The following is a 20,384-nucleotide window of genomic DNA, read 5'->3' as shown; positions in this document are numbered from 1 at the left end:
AAAGCTGTGCACATGAGTCTGATATTGCCTACCCCCGCATCGCCTCTGAAAATCGGCACCCGTGGATCTCCGCTGGCGCTGGCGCAGGCCTATGAAACCCGTCAGAGACTTGGCGCCGCTTTCGACCTGCCTGAGGACGCGTTTGAGATCGTGGTAATCAAGACCACCGGTGACAACCGCGCCATGATCGACGCGGACCGGCCGCTGAAAGAGATTGGCAACAAGGGTCTGTTCACCAAGGAAATCGAAGAGGCGATGCTGAAAGGTGAGATCGACATCGCCGTACATTCGACCAAGGACATGCCCGTCGAACAGCCTGACGGGCTGGTGCTGGATACATTCCTGCCGCGCGAAGATGTGCGCGACGCGTTTATCTCGCCGACTCTGAGTTCGATTCACGATCTGCCAGAGGGCGCAGTTGTCGGGACTTCATCGTTGCGCCGCCGGGCGCAGTTGCTGAATCGGCGGCCCGATCTGAAAGTGGTCGAGTTTCGCGGCAATGTGCAGACTCGCCTGAAGAAGCTGGCCGATGGCGTGGCCGATTGTACCTTTCTGGCCATGGCCGGATTGCGCCGCTTGGATATGAAAGACGTCCCCGCGACTGCTATATCGCCTGATGACATGCTACCTGCCATTGCGCAGGGCACCATCGGCATTGAACGGCGCAGCGACGATAGCCGCACCGCCGAGATGCTGGCGGCGATTCATCATGTTGAAACAAGCCAACGCCTTGCGGCTGAACGCAGCCTGCTGGCCGGGCTGGATGGCTCATGCGAAACACCGATCGCCGGTTTGGCGCAGGTTAAGGATGGCCAACTTACTTTGCGCGGAGAAGCTCTGCGCCCGGACGGTTCCGAGGCGATCAGCGAAGAGGCCACCGGGGCGCTCGAAGACGGCGCAAAACTGGGTCAGACAATGGCCGCCTCTCTGTTGAAACAGGCCGGACCAGGGTTTTTCGACTGGCGCTAAGAAAAAATTTAAACAATTTCAGGGTAATGTGAACTTCTTCACTGTCTACCCTGCCGAATTCGTTAAATATAGGGACAGAAGGTCGATCTCGAATATATCGAAAGTTTTAGCCCGTGTTGTTTTAGATGGTATTCGAGGGGGCGAGATTGATACTTCCGGCGGGGCGCAGTTGATTTTCAACAGCGCCCCGTTCTCTTTTCCAAAGCATATGGCGAAGTACTTACTCTGCACCTTCGCGCAGACCATGATGATGACTAAACACCGGCCGCGCATGAAGCACCTCTGATCGGAAATCCGCCATGCGCCCCGGTAGCGCGCGATAGAATGATGCCAAACCTGGCTCAACCGCCATCGCATACTTGGCACATTCCTTGCACAACCCAGCGACTACGGTCTGTGATTCCCGTGCGCGTATCGCCTCTAGTAGACCTATGTGTGCGGTCTGCAGCTTTTGAAACGATGCACTGCCTGCAACTTCTCGATCTCCGACCAGTACATAAACAGGCTCTGGCTCGCTTTTGCCTTTCAAATCCACGAAGCCCGCCTCTAGCAGCGCAAGATCAGAATTGGTGACACGGCGAATAGAGTCTGAGACTAGAATATCATAATCCACATGTCGGCAGTTTTGTTCGATCCGCGCTGCCACATTCACCACATCTCCGATTACTGTGTAATTGAACCGGCGCCGCGAGCCGATATTGCCTACGCAGGCGGCTCCGGTTGCGCAGCCTGTCGCCAGAGCGATGGGAGGACGCCCGCGCATGATGGGCAAAGTGTTGAACCTATCTAACGCGCCGCGCATCTTCAGCGCGGCCAAAGCAGCGCGGCACGGGTGATCATCCACGGGCAGCGGTGCATTCCAAAAAGCCATAACCGCATCGCCGATGAACTTGTCGATCGTTCCACGCTCGACCAGAATCTGATCCCCGATCTCTGAGAACAGCGCATTCAGCAAGGCCACCAGATCGGTGGCTGATACAGACTCGGACAATGGCGTGAAGCCCCGAATGTCCGAAAACATCACCGTGATCTCCTGAGATTCACCTCCCAATTGCAGCTGATGCCCGTTGGCCTCCATCTCATCGAGGATTTCCGGTGCGACATAGTGCGAGAAAGTCTGGCGGATCACCCGCTTCTCCCGCTCGGTCGAAACAAAGAGGTACCCGGCCAGAAGCCCGAAATTGGCCATACCTCCGGCCAAAGGGAAGGTCGCATCAAACAGAACCGACTGGTTCTGGAACGCCAACCAACTGATGGCAATCACGGCCGATGCGGCCACTCCGCCTGCAGCAAAAGAAGCGACCGCCCCATAGTTGGACATGACCACTGTGACAACGACGCCCAGGATCACGAACGCCAGCAGCTCAAGTGCAGAGGTAACATCCGATCTGCTCAGCACATCGCCAAGGATGATCTGTTCGATAATCTGGGCGTGGATCGAAACACCGGGAACAGATTCACCCAGTGCCGTTTCGCGCATATCGAACAGGCCCGCCGCAGAGGTGCCGACCAGAATGATCCGTCCTTCTATCTCTGACTGAAGCGTTGGATCACTACCGCTGCGCATGACATCATCGGCCGACAGATAGAGGCCAGGATTGTCCCGCCTGTAACGCACCCAGATCTCGCCATTCTCGGTGGTCGGCAGCACAAAATCACCCAGACCAACCTCAAGCATGATGCCGATCTCGTCCTGCGATCCTTCGGCAAAATAAACGGATTCGCCCATGGCCACCCGCAGGGCTTCAACCCCAAGCGCAGGTAATACACCGTTGGGCCCGGACCAAAGCACAGGGACCCGTCGCACCACACCCAAACTTCCTTGGGGCGAAACATTAACACCCCCGATCCCGGCCGCTTCTTCCCCCAATGGCGGTGCCAGAGAGGTCCAGTGGGCAACGCTGACAAGGCCAGCTGCGGGGTTCTCTCCGATTTCAACTAACCCCGCCTTCGGTACAATGGCCGAACCGCTATCGGTTTGCCGGGCTGCCACACCCAGAACCACTGGCCATTTCGCAACTTCGTCCCCAAATCTGACGTCATTGTCCAGATCGATCGCGGCCTGATCCACCTGCAATAGTCCGGACAAAGTCGGGTCTTGCAACAGTCGCATCGGAGAGTATCGGTCGGGCTCGGCAAACAACATATCAAAGGCAATCGCAGCGGCACCGTATTCGCCCAATCGTTCGACCATCTGACCCAACAGGGTACGAGGCCATGGCCATTGGCCCCATTCTGCCAGAGACCTTTCATCAATATCTACTACGCGGACCGGCAGATCCGGGTTGTAGGCCCGTGGTGAAATCCGCTGCAGGATATCGAAGTAAATCAATCTGGACATTTGAACGGGATACGGATCCGCGACCCTAATGAAGCAGCCCATCAAGATCAGCCCCAAGCCTACAAGCCTGAATACTAATCGATGCCCAATTTTGTCTCTTATCTTACCCACCACGTTCACCTTCCAGGCGCAGGGGAACATGAAAATATATGTAACCTGATGCTACCAACCAGCTATCGCTGAAGCGTTACCTGCCGTCGCCGTTGCCCTGACACCCGATCCACCGCTATTTCCACTGGATGCGTTTACGGATGTTCTCGTTTCACCCGAGGCGCTTACACCTGCGCGCGCTGATGTCCCGGAACGCCCTTCGGCGCTGGCTGAGGCCCGGTCTGGCGCTTCGGATCGCCCGCTTTCGCGGGCCGCCGACACCTCAGAACGACCTTGTTCCGTTTGCCGCCGCGCTTCGCGCCGCTCTGGCCTCTCAGATTCAATCTTTGGGGCCTGAGCCTGTCTGCCCGAACACCCTTCGGCACTCACCCGAAACGGTGGCAGCAGTTGCGTTTGCGAGCGTATGAAGGGGAAACCACCTTTTAGCGCTTTGTCATACTGCTCCTGATCTATCGGGCGCCCCACCTGACCGCCCGAACCGGTCGCAAAGAGACTGCACTGTCGGCTTGCCGACCGGCATGACCCGCGTCGGCCGCACATCTGAACGGTGCCCTCGATAACCAGCATCGCGCTTTGGCTGCCGGATGTAATCCACATGTCAAATGTCGTTCCCCGCACGGCCATGGTGGCATCGGGCGTTTTGATCGAATAAGCGCGCTTTCTGCTTTTGCCCGAAATGAAACGGAAACTGCCGCCCAGCGCCTGCACGGTGAAGTTTTTTGCCTTCCGATTGCCTCGCAGCATCGAGACATCCAGGATCATTCGCGCGTTCGGACCAACCGCGATCTTGGTTTCATCTACGAACACCAATTGAACCACGCCTGATCTGTCGGTCGAAATAGTATCGCCTGAAACAACATCCATCCCTTCACGCAAGCGTATCTTTTTACCGGCCCGGATAATATCCGCGCCCGGTTTAGCACTGAGCACTTTTCCGATTGATGCGATGGCCGACGCAGGCAGCGTCGCTAGAACCAAGAAAACACAAAACAATTTCAACCAGGCCAAACCCAAGTCCCCTTCCCCCAAAAGGTACCTACCAGGGTGCCAAACACCCCACGCCCGATATCTGTCGCCTCAGAAAGCTAAATCTGAATAGTTATTAGAGCCTTAAAACTAGACAAATATGCGCCAGAACAGGTGGAGTTGGCAAGGTTTTGCATGTTTTTCAGCATTTCGGGGGTTTCGCACCCCTGCTTCCGGTAGCCCCAGCGCTCCTTCTTGTGGGTTTGATCATCGGTATTCAGAAAAATTTTCCAGACATAGAAAATCGCCTTGTATCTGGATGACAGGCAAGGATATACCGGCCAGCGGAGACGTGGCCGAGTGGTCGAAGGCGCTCCCCTGCTAAGGGAGTAGGCGGGAAACCGTCTCGAGGGTTCGAATCCCTTCGTCTCCGCCACCCATACCGGGCATCACCTGCGATGCCTGCCATGGTCTGAACGATCTCATAAAGTCATCCCACTGAATTCACGGCATTTCACGGGCGTTGCACACTACCATTTCTCAAGGCGGATTGGATCGCTCGCATCAACCATTGCACCCTGATGCCGGAGCTTGGTGCGTTGTCTGCAGTACAATTCAGCCCAGGATGTTGGAGGCGGTGAGATATCTATCTTCGTCGCCCTAGAAAGCTCAATTTGGCAAACTGGCGCAATCGACACCCGTTACGGATTCAAAAAAAGGCCGTCCCAACTGGGACGGCCTTTCATTCACTGTCTCTCGAAAGAGGTTCAGGCAGCCAGCGCGGCCTGTGCTTTGGCGACGATCGCGCCGAACGCTTCCGGTTCGTGCACAGCCAGGTCGGCCAGAACTTTGCGGTCCACTTCGATACCGGCCAGGTTCAGGCCGTTAATGAAGCGGGAATATGTCAGTGCCTCGTCATGCGAACGGACAGCGGCGTTGATACGCTGGATCCACAGCGCGCGGAAGTTGCGCTTGCGGTTCTTGCGGTCGCGGGTTGCGTACTGGTTGGCCTTGTCTACGGCCTGACGGGCAACCTTGAAGGTGCTCTTGCGGCGGCCATAGTAACCTTTGGCAGCCTTGATGACCTTCTTGTGACGGGCGTGAGTTACGGTTCCACCTTTAACGCGGGACATCTCTTAATCTCCTCTTAGCGGTCGTAGGGCATGTAGCCCTTGACGATCTTGGCGTCGGGGGCGGACAGGGTGGTGTTGCCACGGGCGTCGCGGATGAATTTCTTGGTCCGCTTGATCATGCCGTGCCGTTTGCCGGCCTGGCCAGCAAGGACCTTACCGGTCGCAGTCACCTTAAAGCGCTTTTTGGCGCTCGACTTTGTCTTCATCTTAGGCATTTCCGTCTCCTTTCGGGGTTCGGTTTCAAACGCGACTCGGCATGCCATCTCGGCCGGTCACGCGATCAGAAGCGCCGTTTACGCAAGTTCGATCATACTGGCAAGGGGGTTTGGGCCAGAATCTGCGCTTTTTGCAGGCTGGCTAGGCACCGGGGCGACACGCGCCGCCCCGGTGGTTTGGATTAATGTTCGAATTTGCGGATTTCACCACTCTTCAAACGCTCTGCATAAGATGCCAGTTCCTGACGTACCACTTTCATCAGGAAGTAGAGCGCGAAGACGTTCACAACCGCCATGGCAAAGATCGCCGCATCCGAGAAGTCGATAACGGGGCCAAGGTTGGCCGCTGCACCGATGACTACGAAGATGCAGAAGATGACCTTGAACACCAGTTCCTTGGTGTGACCCTCACCGAACAGGTAGGTCCAGGCCTTGAGGCCGTAGTAGGACCAGCTGATCATGGTCGAGAAGGCGAACAGAACTACTGCGATTGCCAAAACGTAAGGGAACCAACTGAACGCGCTGCCAAAGGCGGCTGAAGTCAGGCTGACGCCCGAGTTTCCGTCAACCGTTGCGATGGCATTACCGGCTTCGTTCAGCATATAGTTTCCGGTCTCCGGATCGACGATCAGCTGCTGCGTGATGATGATCACCAACGCGGTCATGGTACAGATCACAACCGTATCAATGAACGGCTCCAGCAGAGACACAAAGCCCTCGGTGATCGGTTCTTTGGTGCGAACCGCCGAGTGGGCAATCGCCGCAGAACCAACGCCCGCTTCGTTCGAGAACGCCGCACGCCGGAAGCCCTGGATCAATGCGCCGACCATACCGCCAGCAACACCAAGACCGGTGAAGGCTCCTGCGAAGATCTGGCCAAAGGCCCAACCGATCTGATCCGCGTTCATCAGGATGATCACCAGCGCCGCGGCCACATACATCACGCCCATGAAAGGAACGACTTTCTCAGTCACGCGCGCGATGGATTTCAGGCCGCCCACGATCACTGCAAAGACGATGCCTGCAAAGACCAGGCCAGTGATCCAGCCCGGGTAATCTCCGACGATGCCTGCGATCTGCTGATGCGCCTGATTGGCCTGGAACATATTGCCCCCACCAAGCGCGCCAAGGATGCAGAAGATCGAGAACAGAACGGCCAGAATTTTACCGCCCGGCAGGCCCAGTTCGTTGAACCCTTTCGACATATAATACATTGGACCACCAGAAACGGTGCCGTCATCATATTCGTTGCGGTACTTTACACCCAGCGTACATTCGGTGAATTTCGACGCCATGCCCAACAGGCCTGCGACAATCATCCAGAAAGTTGCACCTGGCCCGCCGATACCGACGGCGACCGCAACACCGGCAATATTACCGAGGCCAACTGTACCGGACAGCGCCGTTGCCAGCGCCTGAAAGTGGCTAACTTCACCCGCATCATTGGGATCAGAATAGTCACCTTTCACAAGGCTGATCGCATGACCGAAGAAACGCAATTGTACAAAGGCAAAATAAAGCGTGAAGACGGTCGCGGCGATCACCAGCCAACCCACGATCCAAGGGAACCCGGTGCCCGGAAACGGGGCAAAAATAAAGCTGACGAAAGGCCCGGTGAAATCAGCAAAGGCCTGGTTGATTTTATCGTCCAAACCGACCGCCTCCTGTGCGGCAGTGGGGCTCGCAACCAGAGCGGCAAGTGCTGCCAGACTCAGTTTGTTCTGAATATTCATCATAATCTCTCCCCTCAGTTCACGACCGTAACCGGAACATCGGCGTGCATGACAAGGTTCTGGGTCGAACTGCCAAACAGGCGTTTTTTAAACCCATCTGCCGAGGCCCGACCCACAACGATCTGGGAGCCACCGTTTTCAACCGTGATTGCATTCAGCGTTTCCGCCACATCTCCGTGACGGACGATGCCGCGCGCCTCGAATCCTGCAGCCTTCAACGCTTCAACCGCTGGCTCGATGATCCGTGACGTAGCTAACGCAACCTCTTCTTCGCGCCGTTTGTGGCGTAGGGCGTTCTCTTCTGGTGTCTGGAATGTGAAAGGAGACCATTCGATGACGTAAACCGCCAGAAGCTCGCATGAACCGATACGCCCGGCCAAGTCTTTGGCAAAGGCGATCGCGCGTTCTCCGGTTTCTGTCCCGTCCAGTCCTATGACAATTTTCGTTGTCATGCCGTTCCTCCGTTATTGTTGCTTTGGCCGGGGCCCTCGCCCCCGGCAGGGCAGCCGGAACCTGGAACTTGCTTGAGTAGACCGCCCTAAGGGCAAGTATCCCGAAAAAACACGCAAAAACAGAGAGATTATTGCTGGATACAACCCTCAAACTTCTAAGGTACTGTAAATAAATATTATTATATGCCCAAATATTAGGCATACGCTTGGTATCAAACTGAAATTAGTAGTGGTGATCCGGGCTTAGCCCGGATCAGTGTTGTAGATCAGCCGTTCATCACAAGGGGCGATACGTAAGATGTTGGTGGTGCCAGGAACATTGAAAGGGACGCCGGCGGTGACCACAATCTGATCAGTTTCAGCGGCGAAACCACCCGAACGGGCGGCGCGAGCGGCGCTGACGACCGCACCTTTGAACCGCTCTTGTTCAGGGGTTAAGACGCAATGACAACCCCAGCTCAGGCAAAGCCTGCGGGCGGTGCCGGTGGCGGGGGTCATCGCGATGATAGGCACACCGGGACGCTCACGGGCGGTGAGCAAGGCGGTGGTCCCGCTTTGAGTGAAGCAGCAGATGGCTTTGATGTCAGTCTTTTCAGCAATCTCGCGTGCCGCAGCCACGATACCATCAGCGATGGTCGTACCCTTGGCGGTACGCGACGCGGCAATAATTTGAGTGTAGGTTGGGTCAGCTTCAACTTCGATGGCAACCTTGTTCATCGTCTGAACCGCCTCGATGGGATAAGAACCAGCAGCCGATTCAGCACTCAGCATGATTGCATCGGTACCCTCGTAGATCGCGGTGGCCACGTCTGAAACCTCGGCCCGTGTGGGCATTGGACTTTCGATCATGCTTTCCAGCATCTGGGTTGCGACAATCACAGGCTTCGCGGCTGTACGGCATTTACGCACCAGACGTTTTTGGATCGGGGGGACTGCCGAAACAGGCAGTTCGACGCCCAGATCACCCCGCGCAACCATGATCCCGTCTGAGGCGTCAAGGATATCGTCAAAAGCTTCGACCGCAGCAGGTTTTTCGATCTTGGACAAGATCGATGCTCGGCCATCCGCCAGTGCGCGCGCCTCGAACACATCCTTGGCACGCTGAACGAAGCTCAGCGCCAACCAGTCCACACCCAGTTGGCAGACAAATTCCAGATCGTCGCGATCCTTGGCCGACAGCGCTGCCAATGGCAGCACCACGTCAGGCACGTTCACACCCTTGCGGTTCGAAATCGTGCCACCGACTTCGACCGTGCAATGTGCAAAATCCTGACCGCAATCCTGCACGATCAGACGAATCTTTCCGTCATTGACCAGCAGGCGCGCACCTGGCTCCAATGCGGCAAAAATTTCGGGATGTGGCAGGCAGACCCGGGTGATATCCCCGGCTGCCGGATCAAGATCCAGACGGAATGCGGCGCCCTCCTCCAGTTCTTCCGCATCATTTGCAAACACGCCAACGCGCAGCTTTGGCCCCTGCAGATCAGCCAGAATCGCGATCGGGCTTTCCAGATCCTTTTCGATCTGCCGGATTATACGGTGCCTCTCGCGAATCTCATCGTGGCTGCCATGGCTCATGTTCAGCCGGAATACATCGGCCCCGGCCTCATGCAGCGCACGGATGGTGTCATAGTCATTGGACGCCGGTCCCAGCGTCGCCACGATTTTCACATTTCTCAGGCGTCGCATTGATCAGGCTCTCCTCAAACGCGTAAATGTTACCGCAAACATTGCTCAGGCTGCTTATTGCGCAATTCCCTTTCCAACGCAACTGTCCTACACCTGCGGCAAACAAGATGACAGGCTCATGACATACTCTCCGTTTTTTGTTCACGGCGCGGATCGCCCGTCGCGTTGGCTGATTACTTGCGACCACGCCACCAACATGGTGCCGCCCGATATCAACGGCGGAGACCTGGGCCTGCCGCGCGAAGATATGGAACGCCATATCGCTTATGACGTGGGCGCCTACGAGGTCTCAAAGCATCTGGGTGAGGTCCTGAACGCCCCCGTAATCGCAGCCAACTTCTCGCGCCTCGTAATTGACCCCAACCGGGGCGAGGACGATCCGACGCTGCTGATGAAGCTCTATGACGGCTCGATCATCCCCGGTAACCGCCACGCAGATGCGACCGAGCGTGAGCGTCGTCTAAATATGTGTTACCGGCCCTATCACGATGCGCTGGCGCAGCTTGCGGCCCTGCCGCATGCGGTCATCATCTCGATGCATTCCTTTACGCGCCAGCTCCGTGGCCGCGATCCTCGGCCGTGGCACATCGGCGTCTTGCACACACCGGATGAGCGGTTCTCGCGCCCGCTGATCAACCGGTTGAACGCCGAGGATGATCTGTGCGTTGGGGTAAATGAACCCTATACAGGTGTGCTACCCGGCGATGCGATCGACAAGCATTGCAGCAGTTTCGGCCGTCCTAATGCACTGATCGAGCTGCGTAATGATCTGATTGCGGATCATGATGGGCAACGCAGCTGGGCCGAACGATTGGCCGTTATTCTGCAGGATGCACTGAACGATAGCGGACTATAACGTAAGGTCACTTCATGCCGCTTCCGATCCTCGAAATATTGTGAGCCAATATACTGACACCCATATATTAAGGGAAAGGAGACGACCATGACTCAGGAATTCCTGACAACTGTCTTCGGCTGGATGACCGCCCTTAACATTGCGGTTTTGTTGTTCAGCACGCTGATGATCATCATCATGCAGGACTGGATCGCAGGCGTACATGGCAGAATGTTCCAAATGGAGCGGGCCGACGTAAAGAGGGCCTATTTCAGGTATCTTGCGAACTACAAAATCCTGACAATCATTTTTTGCCTTGTGCCGTGGTTGGCCCTCAAACTGGCATAAAGCATCCAAACCTGACGTTCCAAGGGGCCTTAGGGCCTCTCCTGTTCGTTGTAACATGGCCCACGGATTGCTAGGTCAGGTCCAGATCGCAAGACAATCATTCGGAGCCCGACAATGGACAAGCAAACTGAAATCGAACTTCAGGCCGCAGCGTTTCGCCGTTTGCAGCAGCATCTGATGCAGGATCGCACCGACGTACAGAACATCGATATGATGAATCTGACCGGGTTCTGCCGTAATTGCCTGTCGCGCTGGTATCAGGAAGCCGCCAATGCCAAGGGCATCGACATGGACAAAAACGAAGCGCGCGAGATTTTCTATGGCATGACCATGGATGAGTGGAAGGCCAACTACCAGACCGAAGCGAACGCCGAGAAACAAGCCGCCTTCAAGGTCGCGTTTGACGAGAACGTCACGAAAAAAGGCTGACGCCCCGAAAACGAAAAAGCCCGCCGTTTTGGCGGGCCTTTGCTTTAGATTGCGGCCTTTCGGCTTTCGTCCAGATAGATCTCGCGAAGGCGTTTGGCAATCGGGCCCGGCGTGCCATCACCCAGTGCCACGCCATCAATCTCAACCACCGGCATGACAAAGGCGCTGGCCGAAGTGGTGAAGGCCTCATCCGCCTCTTTCGCCTCGCCGATGGTGAACAGGCGTTCCTCAATCTCCATCTGCGCCTCGGCTGCCATGCGCAGAACCGCCTTGCGGGTGATGCCGTGCAGAATGTCGTTGGACAGCGGGCGGGTGACGATCTTGCCGTTCTTGACGAAATAGGCGTTGTTGCTGGTGCCTTCGGTGACATAGCCATCTTCAACCAGCCAGGCATCGTCACAGCCAGCCGCTTTCGCCATCATCTTGCCCATGGACGGATACAGCAGCTGCACGGTTTTGATATCGCGGCGGCCCCAACGGATGTCATCGATCGAAATGACCTTGGCCCCTTTCTTCGACGCGGGGCTGTCGGCCAGACCTGGCTTATTCTGCGTGAACAGAACCAGCGTAGGCTTGGTATCCGCTGACGGAAACACAAAATCCCGGTCGCCGTCACTGCCGCGCGAAACCTGCAGATAGATCAGACCTTCTTCGATGTTGTTCAGCTCGACCAGTTTGCGATGGATTTCCAAAAGTTCTTCTTTGCTGCAGGGTTCAGCCATCTGTAACTCGTCCAGCGAGCGTTTCAGCCGCACCGCGTGGCCCTCGAAATCGACCAGCTTACCATCCAGCACACTGGTCACTTCGTAGACGGCGTCTGCAAACAGGAAACCTCGATCAAAGATCGAGACGCTTGCCTCGGTTTCAGGCAGGTATTCGCCATTTACATAAACGGTGCGGGTCATGTTCTTCTCCTCAGCCCCAAAGTGCCGCTTTGGGCGGATGCACTCCGGCGTCATCAAAAATCAGGGGTGTGTCGCGGTCTTCTGCCAACAAAAGCGGTCCGTCAAGGTCCGTCACCATCGCGCCCTGCGCCACCAGCGTTGCAGGTGCCATGGCCAGCGAACTTCCAACCATGCATCCGACCATGATGCCATAGCCCTCGGCCAGCGCGGCCTTGCGCAGCTCCAGCGCCTCGGTCAGACCGCCGGTCTTGTCGAGTTTGATGTTCACCACATCATATTTGCCTTTTAGCGCAGGCAAGCTGGCCCGATCGTGACAGGATTCGTCGGCACATACCGGCACCGGACGATCCATACCGATCAGCGCATCATCCTCACCGGCTGGCAGAGGTTGTTCAACCAGAGCAACGCCCAGTCGCACAAGATGCGGCGCAAGATCGGCGTACACTTCAGCAGACCAACCCTCATTGGCGTCGATAATGATTTTGGAGTCCGGCGCACCAGCCCGCACGGCCTCAAGCCGAGGCATGTCGTCCGGTGTACCAAGTTTGATCTTCAACAAGGGTCGGAACGCATTTTCTGCCGCCTGTGCCTGCATTGCCTCGGGAGTGTCCAGGGAAAGAGTATAGGCCGTAACTTCAGGCCCCGGTGCGGCAAGTTCCGCCAGCTCCCACGCCCGTTTGCCGGAGCGTTTCGCCTCAAGGTCCCAAAGCGCGCAATCCACTGCATTCCGAGCCGCGCCGGCAGGCAGCAGATCCATCAGGGAATAGCGAGAGAATACGTCGGGCAGGCCGGCAATCTCGGCCTCGACTGAATCCAGCGTTTCGTCATAGCGCGCATAGGGCACGCATTCGCCCCAACCATGATGCACACCATCCGAGATCCGAACCGTCAGGACCTTTGCCTCGGTCCGTGAGCCGCGCGAGATAGTGAATACCTGCGCCAGCCGAAATACATCGCGGGAAACGTCAATCTGCACGCGTTCAACCTTTCATCGAAAGTGGTGTCTGTTGCCGACAGCAAGGGGCGATCGGCAACCTGCTTAGATCACAGTGCGGCCAGCGCATCCACCAGTTTACCGGCACCAAACCGGTAAGGATCGGTTGCTGGGATACCCATCTCGGTCTCAACCTTGGCGATGTATGCGTGTGCGTCGTCTTCGCTCAGATGCTGGGTGTTGATCGACACTCCTGCAACCTGACACTCTGGGTTTGCCACGCGCGCCAGCGGCAGTGCTGTGTCGCGCAACTGCTCCAGCGTCGGTAGCGAATACTCAGGCAATCCTCGCATATGGGTCCGGGTCGGCTCGTGGCACAGGATCAGCGCGTCGGGCTGACCGCCATGAATCAGCGCCATGGTGACGCCAGAATAGGACACATGGAACAACGAGCCCTGCCCTTCGATGTGATCCCAGTGATCCGGATCATTGTCTGGTGTCAAATACTCAACGGATCCCGCCATGAAATCGGCGATAACCGCATCCAGCGGGACGCCCTGACCCGTGACCAGAATTCCGGTCTGACCGGTGGCCCGGAAGGTGGATTTCATGCCGCGTTTGCGCATTTCAGCGTCCATGGACATCGCAGTGTACATCTTGCCGGCAGAGCAGTCGGTTCCAACGGCCAGGCACCGCTTACCGGTACGCTTGCGGCCGTTTGCGATAGGATATCCTACGGTCGGTACACGGACGTCGTGCAATGTGCAGCCGTGAGTCTGCGCCGCAGCAACCAGATCGCCTTCGTCGCGCAGCAGGTTGTGTAGGCCCGACGCCAGATCATAACCCATTTCCAACGCTGCGATCAGAACCTCTTTCCAGGCCTCACTGATGACCCCACCCCGGTTGGCAACACCAATGACAAGAGTCTTGGCACCAGCAGCTTTACCTTCGGCAAGTGTCATTTCGGTAAGACCCAAATCAGTCTTGCAACCATCCAGCCTTATTTGACCCACGGCATTCTCAGGACGCCAGTCCCGGATACCAATGGCCACTTTGGCCGCCAACAAGTCGGGCGCATCGCCCAAAAACAACAGGTACGGTGTCTCGATCATTGCGGTGCACTCCTTTGATTCTGGCTTAAGCTAGAGAACCGTTTTGACGAGGGTTTCTCAAATTCTTCTTGCCTGCCCGCCCACAGCGGGAAGTTTTTGCGTATTTGGGCTTTCCTGCACAAGATTGTTCGAAGTTTTTAAACTGATCAAACTTTAAGCACCCCATTTTGCCAGTATCTTCAATCATGCTGCATACGCATTGCCGCATATGCACAATCACGCTTGCGCAGCATTGCGCAATTTAATATCCCATGACCAACCCTAAACGCAATTTCCTTACTCGCATGAGGTCCAAATGAGCTTCCGCATCCAACCTGCCGCTCCGGCCCGGCCCAATCGCTGCCAACTGTTTGGCCCGGGCTCGAACACCAAGCTATTTCCCAAGATGGCAGCATCAGCTGCAGACGTCATTAATCTGGATCTAGAAGATTCGGTGGCTCCTTCCGACAAGGATACCGCTCGCGCTAACGTAATCGAGGCACTGAACACAGTCGATTGGGGCAATAAATACATGTCGGTTCGGATCAATGGGCTGGATACACCCTATTGGTACCGTGACGTGGTTGATGTGCTGGAACAGGCAGGCGACCGTCTGGATCAGATCATGATCCCCAAGGTAGGCTGCGCGGCCGATGTCTATGCCGTGGACGCGCTGGTTACCGCAATCGAGCGTGCCAAGGGCCGAACCAAGCCAATTTCATTCGAAGTGATCATCGAATCCGCCGCCGGACTGGCGCATGTCGAAGAAATCGCAGCCTCATCCCCGCGCCTGCAGGCCATGAGCCTTGGCGCCGCAGATTTTGCAGCCTCAATGGGCATGCAAACAACCGGCATCGGGGGTACGCAGGAAAACTACTATATGCTGCGCGAGGGTGAGAAGCACTGGTCCGATCCGTGGCACTGGGCGCAGGCCGCAATTGTCGCCGCCTGCCGCACCCATGGCGTGCTGCCGGTGGATGGTCCGTTCGGCAATTTTTCGGATGATGAGGGCTATATCGCGCAGGCCAAACGGTCTGCCACACTGGGGATGGTCGGCAAATGGGCCATCCACCCCAAGCAAATCGCATTGGCCAATCAGGTCTTCACACCGTCGGATGAAGCAGTGTCCGAAGCGCGAGAGATTCTGGCTGCCATGGAACGGGCAAAAGCCAACGGCGAAGGCGCGACGGTCTACAAAGGGCGTTTGGTCGATATCGCTTCGATTAAGCAAGCCGAGGTTATTGTGGCGCAGGCGGAATTAATCGCGGCGGGTAGCTAAGAAAAAAGGGCGCTCAGCTGAGCGCCCCAATCGATCTGATCAGCGTCCAAATACATTGTTTGGTGTCCATGTGAAACGCTCACCCTTCTTTCCTGATTTCATCATCAGGCAGGATGTACCGTATTTCTGAAAATACTTGATTTTGATTGGATACCAACCCGCCTGCGGCACCTCGACCTCGGTGCGTTGGTTGGCTTCGCAGCCCTGACGGCCGTTGACATAGCCGATCTGCTGACCGCCGACCCAGGCGTCAATCCCATCGTTCGACCAGGTCTCAAGCTCGTAAACTCCGGGTGAATCAAAGCGGATATATCCGCTGATTTCCGCGGCAACATTGAACGCCTGATTGTAGGTCAGGACAGGATCACCTTCGTTCGTGTCTCTGTAGTCCAAACCTCTGAGGGGCTGACCCGGCTTTGCCTTCTTCAATAGATGATTGACCTTCGAGAGGTTCTGGATTTTGCGAGGCGGGTTACCTTCCCAACTGTATTTTACGTTCAAGCCGGCTTTTGGGCTGGGCTGAGGGCTAGCTGGCTGTAACTTCAAAGGTGCTGCTGTCGCAGCGCCGGCAAACATTGCCAAGGCAGCCACCAGCGCTCCGGTGCGGAAAAATGTCATGGTCTACTCCCTGAATTTGCGCCTGCTTCGGGGTTAATCCCTGCCGACGATCCTGTTGAGATGACACTAGGCGCTGAACTTTGACCTCGCAAGATGGTTAAAAATCACTTTTTAATGGTCACGCACGCATATCCTTAGGCGATCCCATCACAACATATGAGGTGATCGAGGTCACATGCGGCAGTGTACCCAGCACCTCGGTGTGGAAGGTTTTGTAGGAAGGCAGATCGGCACATTCGACCCGTAACAGGTATTCGATCGTGCCGGTGATGTTGTGACATTCCACCACTTCGGGCGCTTGTTGCAAGGCCCTTTCGAACCCTTCCTGCGCCGCTTTTGTGTGCTCGCCCAGACCAACGCCGATATAGGCAACGAAACCCACCCCCAGCGCCGCCGGGTTCAGCACTGCTCGGTAGCCGGAAATGATCCCTGCCCGCTCAAGCTCCTGCACCCGGCGCAAGCAAGCGGAGGGCGACAGGCCCACCCGCTCGGCAAGATCGAGGTTGCTGATGCGACCGTCCCGCGAAAGCTCTTGCAATATATGTTGGTTGATCTGATCAATCTTCGCCATTTATTGCAACATTAACCTTTGAACGCACGAATACGCAATTTCATTTGCCGGGTTCAGCGAGAAAATGCAGCCATGACCTACGATATCCTGATGGCCCTGATCGCGTTTGCTTTTGTCTCGTCAATCACTCCAGGCCCCAACAACCTTATGCTGATGGCATCAGGTGCGAATTTCGGCTTTCGCCGCACGATCCCGCATATGCTGGGTATCGGTTTGGGCTTCACCTTTATGGTGCTTCTGGTGGGGGCGGGGCTGGTTCAGGTCTTTGACCGGTATCCGATTAGTCATACCGTGTTGAAAGTTCTTTCGGTTCTGTATCTGCTGTATCTGGCATGGAAAATCGCCCATGCAGCGCCCGCAAAAGGTGCCGATGCTGCGGGCACCCCGATGACGTTTCTGCAAGCTGCAGCCTTCCAATGGGTCAACCCAAAAGCCTGGGCGATGGCGCTGACCGCGACAGCCGCCTATGCGCCCGACCAAACGATCAACGCGATTCTGCTGGTCGCGCTGGTGTTCGGCGCCATTAACCTACCCTCGGTCAGCACCTGGACGGTTCTTGGACAGCAAATGGCGCGAATCCTGACGAACCCGCACCGATTGCTGGTATTCAACTGGACGATGGCGGCCCTGCTTGTGGCCTCGCTCTATCCGGTGCTGTGGCCGAATTAGGTTACCTGAGCGGCAGGCAAATTTCTGTCAACATATCCTCGGGGGCCGTTTCTCGTGGATCGTTGAGATAGATCTCATAACACGGATGGTCCGCAGGTTCTTCGCCAGACTCGGGCAACCAATTGCCAAATAATGTCTGATACGCGCCGTGAAGGCCGGAATAAGGGCCCTTGAAGGTCAGCACCGCTGTTTTGCCACCCGGAATTTCAAGGTCTTCCATCCCCTCGGGCGTATCATCACCGCAGAATTCAGCATCTGCAAAACTGCGTAAATCATCCTCGGGCACATCGTCCGGACTGTCGAGATACAGCCCGATCATCGGGCCGACTTGCGGCCACAGCTTGCGGGATTCGCACAGGGCACCAAAGGCCTCAAAGCTGCGGCCAATCTCGGCATACGCCCCTTTATGTGGCAGCGCTATGACTCGGCGGGACGGTTCGGTTCGGGTTGTTACGGGATGCATCGGATATCCTCCGGTTTTGAACATTGGATGGGCCGGCAGTATTTGCCCCGCACGTCGAAACGCGGTGGGGCTGCTGCCGTAGGCCTCGGAAAAGCCCCGCGCAAAGGATTTTTGGTTCGGATAGCCAATGTCGGTCGCGATCCGCGTAACCGGTCTGTCTGTTTGCACCAGCCAGCAGGCGGCACGGTGCAGGCGTATCCGACGGGTGGCCTGCGCGCAGGTCTCGCCAGTAATGGCGCGAAACACGCGATGCCAGTGAAACCGCGATATGGCTGCGACCTCGGCCAAAGCATCCAGCGACAGATCCCCGGCGGGGTGATCATGGATGTAGGCCAACACGCGCAACACGCGATCTTCGTAGCTGGCGGCCTTCGGTATCCTTCCTTCTCTTTGCCCGTCCGTGGTCGCATATTCCGCGACCACAAATCTTGCTGAGTTGCATCCCGGACCACCTTTGGTCATATAGCAGGGAACTTCCGCGTTGAGAGGCGTCATGACCCAGTATCTGGATTTCGAAAAACCGCTGGCCGAGATCGAAGGCAAAGCTGAAGAGCTGCGCGCGCTGGCCCGTGCCAATGAAGAAATGGATGTGACGGAAGAGGCCGCCGCGCTGGATGCCAAGGCCGCCAAGCTTCTGGACGAGCTGTATGCCGATCTGACCCCATGGCGGAAATGTCAGGTGGCGCGTCATCCTGAACGTCCACACTGCAACGATTACGTGGATGCGCTGTTTACCGAATTCACCCCACTGGCAGGTGACCGGAACTTTGCCGACGATCTGGCGGTAATTGGCGGTCTGGCGCGGTTCAACGATCAACCCGTCATGGTGATTGGCCACGAAAAAGGCAGCGATACCAAATCGCGGATTGAACGCAATTTCGGCATGGCCCGCCCCGAGGGCTATCGCAAGGCTGTACGCCTGATGGAAATGGCAGGCCGCTTTGGCCTGCCGGTAATCACCTTGATCGATACAGCTGGGGCCTATCCCGGCAAGGGGGCGGAAGAACGTGGCCAGTCCGAGGCGATCGCGCGCTCAACCGAGATGTGCCTAAAGATTGGCGTTCCTTTGGTGTCCGTAATCATCGGCGAAGGTGGTTCGGGTGGCGCGGTCGCCTTTGCGACTGCGAACCGCGTAGCGATGCTGGAGCATTCGGTCTACTCGGTGATTTCGCCCGAAGGCTGCGCGTCGATCCTGTGGAAAGATGCCGAGAAGATGCGCGAGGCCGCCGAGGCGTTGCGCCTTACCGCTCAGGATCTGCACAAGCTGGGCGTTTGTGACCACATCATCACCGAGCCCAAGGGCGGTGCACATCGCAACCGCCCGGCGGCGGTCGAAGCCGTGCGGTCTGCAATTGCCTCGATGCTGGAAGAGCTTGATGGGAAAGACGCGGCAGCCCTGATCAAGGACCGCCGTCAGAAGTTCCTGGATATCGGTTCGAAAGGGCTGGCGGCTTAACCCGTCAGCCACCCAACCGCTGCAACAGAGCCACCGAAGGCTGGCCAGTCACGGACAACCCGTTGGCGCGCTGGTAGGCGCTAATTGCCGCCTCAGTATTCTTGCCGATAACACCATCTGCGCCTTGTGTGTCATAGCCTGCGGATGTCAGGCGGCGCTGCAGTTCTTTACGATCCTCCAGCGTCAAACCGGTCGCATCCGGCCCGAATGACGCTTGGAACGGCGCGCCGCCAGCAATGCGATCAGAAAGATGACCCACGCCGATCGCGTAGCTGTCCGAATTGTTGTAGCGCTTGATCACCTGAAAATTGCGGAACACAGCAATACGTGGGCCGGGCGTCTGCGGTTGCAGCACTGCCGCCGGCGTGCCCGAAACCGTGCCCACTTCACCGCCCCAAGGCTGCCCTCGCACCCAACCGGCACGTGCCAGATAAGCAGCCGTTGACGCAAGTGAATCTGCTGGGTCATCGGACCAGATATCGCGCCGCCCGTCGCCGGTGAAATCGACTGCATAAGCAAGGTAGGACGTCGGAATGAACTGTGTGTGGCCCATCGCTCCGGCCCAGCTGCCGGTCATGTTAGCCGGGGTCGTATCGCCCTCTTGAATGATCTTCAGCGCTGCCACCAGTTGCTTCTCAAAAAACGCTCCGCGCCGCCCGTCATAGGCCAGAGTCGACGTTGCCGAGATCACCGGTACATCGCCCCGCCGTGCGCCATAGCGGCTTTCCAGGCCCCAAACAGCCACGACGACCTCTTTGTCGACACCGTATTGGGCTTCGATCTGCGACAGGGTTCCTGCATGCCGCACAAGCATTTGCTTGCCAGTGTTGATCCGTTCATCCGAGGCAGCAATCGCCAGATAATCCTCAAGCGAGCGTTTGAATTCCACCTGATTGCGATCGCGTTCGATCACGTCGGGTAGATATCCTGCGCCTTGAAACGCTCGGTTAAGGGTCGTCTGTGAAATGCCCTGCGACGCTGCCCGATTTTTGAAACTGGCCACCCAGGCATCCCATCCTGCGTTCGGAACCGCACGCATCCGCGAAGCCGGGGCACTGTTGGGTGCCGTGCCTGTGGAGCAGGCCGCCAACAAGGTTGACCCAAGCCCTAAGGAAAACACTCTTCGATTAATCATGGTTAAATCTGCTCTTGTTGTGATTTGCGTTCAGGATAGCGC

General features: G+C 56.8%; 21 protein-coding genes and 1 tRNA gene. 8 read left to right on the top strand and 14 right to left on the bottom strand.

Annotated features, from left to right (window positions below):
- Nucleotides 1–12 precede the first annotated feature (12 nt).
- Nucleotides 13–969 (top strand): hydroxymethylbilane synthase, encoded by a 957-nt coding sequence (gene hemC, locus ACR0DK_RS14850; RefSeq protein ID WP_480736828.1) that lies wholly within the window; start codon nucleotides 13–15, stop codon nucleotides 967–969.
- Nucleotides 970–1,189: 220 nt separating this feature from the next.
- Here the strand turns inward: hemC and ACR0DK_RS14845 are convergent, their stop codons facing one another.
- Entirely contained in the window at nucleotides 1,190–3,310 is a 2,121-nt protein-coding gene (locus ACR0DK_RS14845) for a CHASE2 domain-containing protein (RefSeq protein ID WP_480736826.1), read from the bottom strand.
- 162 nt (nucleotides 3,311–3,472) lie between these two features.
- Nucleotides 3,473–4,399, bottom strand: a complete 927-nt coding sequence (locus ACR0DK_RS14840; protein WP_480736823.1) for a FecR family protein — start codon at nucleotides 4,397–4,399, stop codon at nucleotides 3,473–3,475.
- 334 nt (nucleotides 4,400–4,733) lie between these two features.
- Here ACR0DK_RS14840 and ACR0DK_RS14835 point away from each other — a divergent pair.
- Nucleotides 4,734–4,823 (top strand) — tRNA-Ser (locus ACR0DK_RS14835).
- A 331-nt stretch (nucleotides 4,824–5,154) separates the two neighbouring features.
- Here the strand turns inward: ACR0DK_RS14835 and rplT are convergent.
- The 5 genes from rplT to pyk form a co-directional block, all read right to left on the bottom strand.
- Entirely contained in the window at nucleotides 5,155–5,520 is a 366-nt protein-coding gene (gene rplT, locus ACR0DK_RS14830) for a 50S ribosomal protein L20 (protein WP_008756009.1), read from the bottom strand.
- A 14-nt stretch (nucleotides 5,521–5,534) separates the two neighbouring features.
- A complete protein-coding gene (gene rpmI, locus ACR0DK_RS14825; protein ID WP_010443552.1) occupies nucleotides 5,535–5,735 on the bottom strand; it encodes a 50S ribosomal protein L35 in 201 nt (66 codons plus the stop codon).
- 182 nt (nucleotides 5,736–5,917) lie between these two features.
- On the bottom strand, nucleotides 5,918–7,468 hold the full coding sequence (locus ACR0DK_RS14820; protein ID WP_170465878.1) for an alanine/glycine:cation symporter family protein: 1,551 nt from the start codon (nucleotides 7,466–7,468) through the stop codon (nucleotides 5,918–5,920).
- 14 nt (nucleotides 7,469–7,482) lie between these two features.
- Nucleotides 7,483–7,920 (bottom strand): universal stress protein, encoded by a 438-nt coding sequence (locus ACR0DK_RS14815; RefSeq protein WP_170395586.1) that lies wholly within the window; start codon nucleotides 7,918–7,920, stop codon nucleotides 7,483–7,485.
- A 243-nt stretch (nucleotides 7,921–8,163) separates the two neighbouring features.
- Entirely contained in the window at nucleotides 8,164–9,609 is a 1,446-nt protein-coding gene (pyk, locus tag ACR0DK_RS14810) for a pyruvate kinase (RefSeq protein ID WP_170395584.1), read from the bottom strand.
- Between the two features lie 118 nt (nucleotides 9,610–9,727).
- Between pyk and ACR0DK_RS14805 the strand changes: the two genes are divergently transcribed.
- The 3 genes from ACR0DK_RS14805 to ACR0DK_RS14795 all read left to right on the top strand — a co-directional run bounded on the left by ACR0DK_RS14805 (nucleotide 9,728) and on the right by ACR0DK_RS14795 (nucleotide 11,221).
- On the top strand, nucleotides 9,728–10,465 hold the full coding sequence (locus tag ACR0DK_RS14805; RefSeq protein WP_170423585.1) for an N-formylglutamate amidohydrolase: 738 nt from the start codon (nucleotides 9,728–9,730) through the stop codon (nucleotides 10,463–10,465).
- A gap of 87 nt (nucleotides 10,466–10,552) precedes the next feature.
- Nucleotides 10,553–10,792, top strand: coding sequence for a DUF6868 family protein (locus tag ACR0DK_RS14800; RefSeq protein WP_170395580.1), 240 nt, complete (start codon nucleotides 10,553–10,555; stop codon nucleotides 10,790–10,792).
- Between the two features lie 114 nt (nucleotides 10,793–10,906).
- On the top strand, nucleotides 10,907–11,221 hold the full coding sequence (locus ACR0DK_RS14795) for a DUF1244 domain-containing protein (RefSeq protein WP_170612782.1): 315 nt from the start codon (nucleotides 10,907–10,909) through the stop codon (nucleotides 11,219–11,221).
- A 44-nt stretch (nucleotides 11,222–11,265) separates the two neighbouring features.
- On the opposite strand, the gene ACR0DK_RS14790 is transcribed toward ACR0DK_RS14795, so the two are convergent.
- From ACR0DK_RS14790 to dgcN, 3 genes are all read right to left on the bottom strand, one after another.
- The gene (locus ACR0DK_RS14790; RefSeq protein WP_480736819.1) at nucleotides 11,266–12,126 is read right to left on the bottom strand and encodes a D-amino-acid transaminase; all 861 of its coding nucleotides are present in this window, start codon (nucleotides 12,124–12,126) and stop codon (nucleotides 11,266–11,268) included.
- 10 nt (nucleotides 12,127–12,136) lie between these two features.
- Complete coding sequence (gene dgcA, locus ACR0DK_RS14785; RefSeq protein WP_480736816.1) at nucleotides 12,137–13,102, bottom strand: N-acetyl-D-Glu racemase DgcA; 966 nt, start codon at nucleotides 13,100–13,102, stop codon at nucleotides 12,137–12,139.
- Nucleotides 13,103–13,170: 68 nt separating this feature from the next.
- Nucleotides 13,171–14,172: an N-acetyltransferase DgcN gene (gene dgcN, locus ACR0DK_RS14780; RefSeq protein WP_170395572.1), complete on the bottom strand. Its 1,002-nt coding sequence runs from the start codon at nucleotides 14,170–14,172 to the stop codon at nucleotides 13,171–13,173.
- Between the two features lie 295 nt (nucleotides 14,173–14,467).
- Here dgcN and ACR0DK_RS14775 point away from each other — a divergent pair, with 295 nt between their 5' ends.
- Nucleotides 14,468–15,430, top strand: coding sequence for an L-malyl-CoA/beta-methylmalyl-CoA lyase (locus tag ACR0DK_RS14775; protein ID WP_480736811.1), 963 nt, complete (start codon nucleotides 14,468–14,470; stop codon nucleotides 15,428–15,430).
- Nucleotides 15,431–15,469: 39 nt separating this feature from the next.
- On the opposite strand, the gene ACR0DK_RS14770 is transcribed toward ACR0DK_RS14775, so the two are convergent.
- Both ACR0DK_RS14770 and ACR0DK_RS14765 read right to left on the bottom strand, forming a co-directional pair.
- The gene (locus tag ACR0DK_RS14770; protein WP_170395568.1) at nucleotides 15,470–16,048 is read right to left on the bottom strand and encodes a PA14 domain-containing protein; all 579 of its coding nucleotides are present in this window, start codon (nucleotides 16,046–16,048) and stop codon (nucleotides 15,470–15,472) included.
- 118 nt (nucleotides 16,049–16,166) lie between these two features.
- Complete coding sequence (locus ACR0DK_RS14765) at nucleotides 16,167–16,619, bottom strand: Lrp/AsnC family transcriptional regulator (RefSeq protein ID WP_170513733.1); 453 nt, start codon at nucleotides 16,617–16,619, stop codon at nucleotides 16,167–16,169.
- Between the two features lie 72 nt (nucleotides 16,620–16,691).
- Here ACR0DK_RS14765 and ACR0DK_RS14760 point away from each other — a divergent pair, with 72 nt between their 5' ends.
- Nucleotides 16,692–17,288 carry a LysE family translocator gene (locus ACR0DK_RS14760; protein ID WP_170423576.1) on the top strand — a complete coding sequence of 199 codons (597 nt, stop codon included), beginning with the start codon at nucleotides 16,692–16,694 and terminating at the stop codon, nucleotides 17,286–17,288.
- Between the two features lies 1 nt (nucleotide 17,289).
- On the opposite strand, the gene ACR0DK_RS14755 is transcribed toward ACR0DK_RS14760, so the two are convergent.
- Complete coding sequence (locus ACR0DK_RS14755; RefSeq protein ID WP_255612002.1) at nucleotides 17,290–18,246, bottom strand: AraC family transcriptional regulator; 957 nt, start codon at nucleotides 18,244–18,246, stop codon at nucleotides 17,290–17,292.
- On the opposite strand from ACR0DK_RS14755, the gene ACR0DK_RS14750 reads away from it, so the two are divergent.
- Nucleotides 18,245–19,207, top strand: coding sequence for an acetyl-CoA carboxylase carboxyltransferase subunit alpha (locus ACR0DK_RS14750; protein ID WP_170395560.1), 963 nt, complete (start codon nucleotides 18,245–18,247; stop codon nucleotides 19,205–19,207). The two genes, ACR0DK_RS14755 and ACR0DK_RS14750, sit on opposite strands and share 2 nt — an antisense overlap.
- A 4-nt stretch (nucleotides 19,208–19,211) precedes the next feature.
- Here ACR0DK_RS14750 and ACR0DK_RS14745 read toward each other — a convergent pair whose 3' ends face one another.
- Nucleotides 19,212–20,342 (bottom strand): lytic murein transglycosylase, encoded by a 1,131-nt coding sequence (locus ACR0DK_RS14745; RefSeq protein ID WP_170609137.1) that lies wholly within the window; start codon nucleotides 20,340–20,342, stop codon nucleotides 19,212–19,214.
- Between the last annotated feature and the right edge of the window lie 42 nt (nucleotides 20,343–20,384).

Source organism: Ruegeria sp. CE6 (assembly GCF_056537485.1).
This window is presented reverse-complemented; position numbering and strand designations above follow the sequence as displayed.

Bases quoted from the DNA above. Each gene is read 5' to 3' on its own strand.
- hemC (WP_480736828.1), top strand. From the start codon at position 13: ATGAGTCTGATATTGCCTACCCCCGCATCGCCTCTGAAAATCGGCACC.
- ACR0DK_RS14845 (WP_480736826.1), bottom strand. From the start codon at position 3,310: ATGTCCAGATTGATTTACTTCGATATCCTGCAGCGGATTTCACCACGG.
- rplT (WP_008756009.1), bottom strand. From the start codon at position 5,520: ATGTCCCGCGTTAAAGGTGGAACCGTAACTCACGCCCGTCACAAGAAG.
- rpmI (WP_010443552.1), bottom strand. From the start codon at position 5,735: ATGCCTAAGATGAAGACAAAGTCGAGCGCCAAAAAGCGCTTTAAGGTG.
- ACR0DK_RS14820 (WP_170465878.1), bottom strand. From the start codon at position 7,468: ATGAATATTCAGAACAAACTGAGTCTGGCAGCACTTGCCGCTCTGGTT.
- ACR0DK_RS14815 (WP_170395586.1), bottom strand. From the start codon at position 7,920: ATGACAACGAAAATTGTCATAGGACTGGACGGGACAGAAACCGGAGAA.
- pyk (WP_170395584.1), bottom strand. From the start codon at position 9,609: ATGCGACGCCTGAGAAATGTGAAAATCGTGGCGACGCTGGGACCGGCG.
- ACR0DK_RS14805 (WP_170423585.1), top strand. From the start codon at position 9,728: ATGACATACTCTCCGTTTTTTGTTCACGGCGCGGATCGCCCGTCGCGT.
- ACR0DK_RS14800 (WP_170395580.1), top strand. From the start codon at position 10,553: ATGACTCAGGAATTCCTGACAACTGTCTTCGGCTGGATGACCGCCCTT.
- ACR0DK_RS14795 (WP_170612782.1), top strand. From the start codon at position 10,907: ATGGACAAGCAAACTGAAATCGAACTTCAGGCCGCAGCGTTTCGCCGT.
- ACR0DK_RS14790 (WP_480736819.1), bottom strand. From the start codon at position 12,126: ATGACCCGCACCGTTTATGTAAATGGCGAATACCTGCCTGAAACCGAG.
- dgcN (WP_170395572.1), bottom strand. From the start codon at position 14,172: ATGATCGAGACACCGTACCTGTTGTTTTTGGGCGATGCGCCCGACTTG.
- ACR0DK_RS14775 (WP_480736811.1), top strand. From the start codon at position 14,468: ATGAGCTTCCGCATCCAACCTGCCGCTCCGGCCCGGCCCAATCGCTGC.
- ACR0DK_RS14770 (WP_170395568.1), bottom strand. From the start codon at position 16,048: ATGACATTTTTCCGCACCGGAGCGCTGGTGGCTGCCTTGGCAATGTTT.
- ACR0DK_RS14765 (WP_170513733.1), bottom strand. From the start codon at position 16,619: ATGGCGAAGATTGATCAGATCAACCAACATATATTGCAAGAGCTTTCG.
- ACR0DK_RS14760 (WP_170423576.1), top strand. From the start codon at position 16,692: ATGACCTACGATATCCTGATGGCCCTGATCGCGTTTGCTTTTGTCTCG.
- ACR0DK_RS14750 (WP_170395560.1), top strand. From the start codon at position 18,245: ATGACCCAGTATCTGGATTTCGAAAAACCGCTGGCCGAGATCGAAGGC.
- ACR0DK_RS14755 (WP_255612002.1), bottom strand. From the start codon at position 18,246: ATGACGCCTCTCAACGCGGAAGTTCCCTGCTATATGACCAAAGGTGGT.
- ACR0DK_RS14745 (WP_170609137.1), bottom strand. From the start codon at position 20,342: ATGATTAATCGAAGAGTGTTTTCCTTAGGGCTTGGGTCAACCTTGTTG.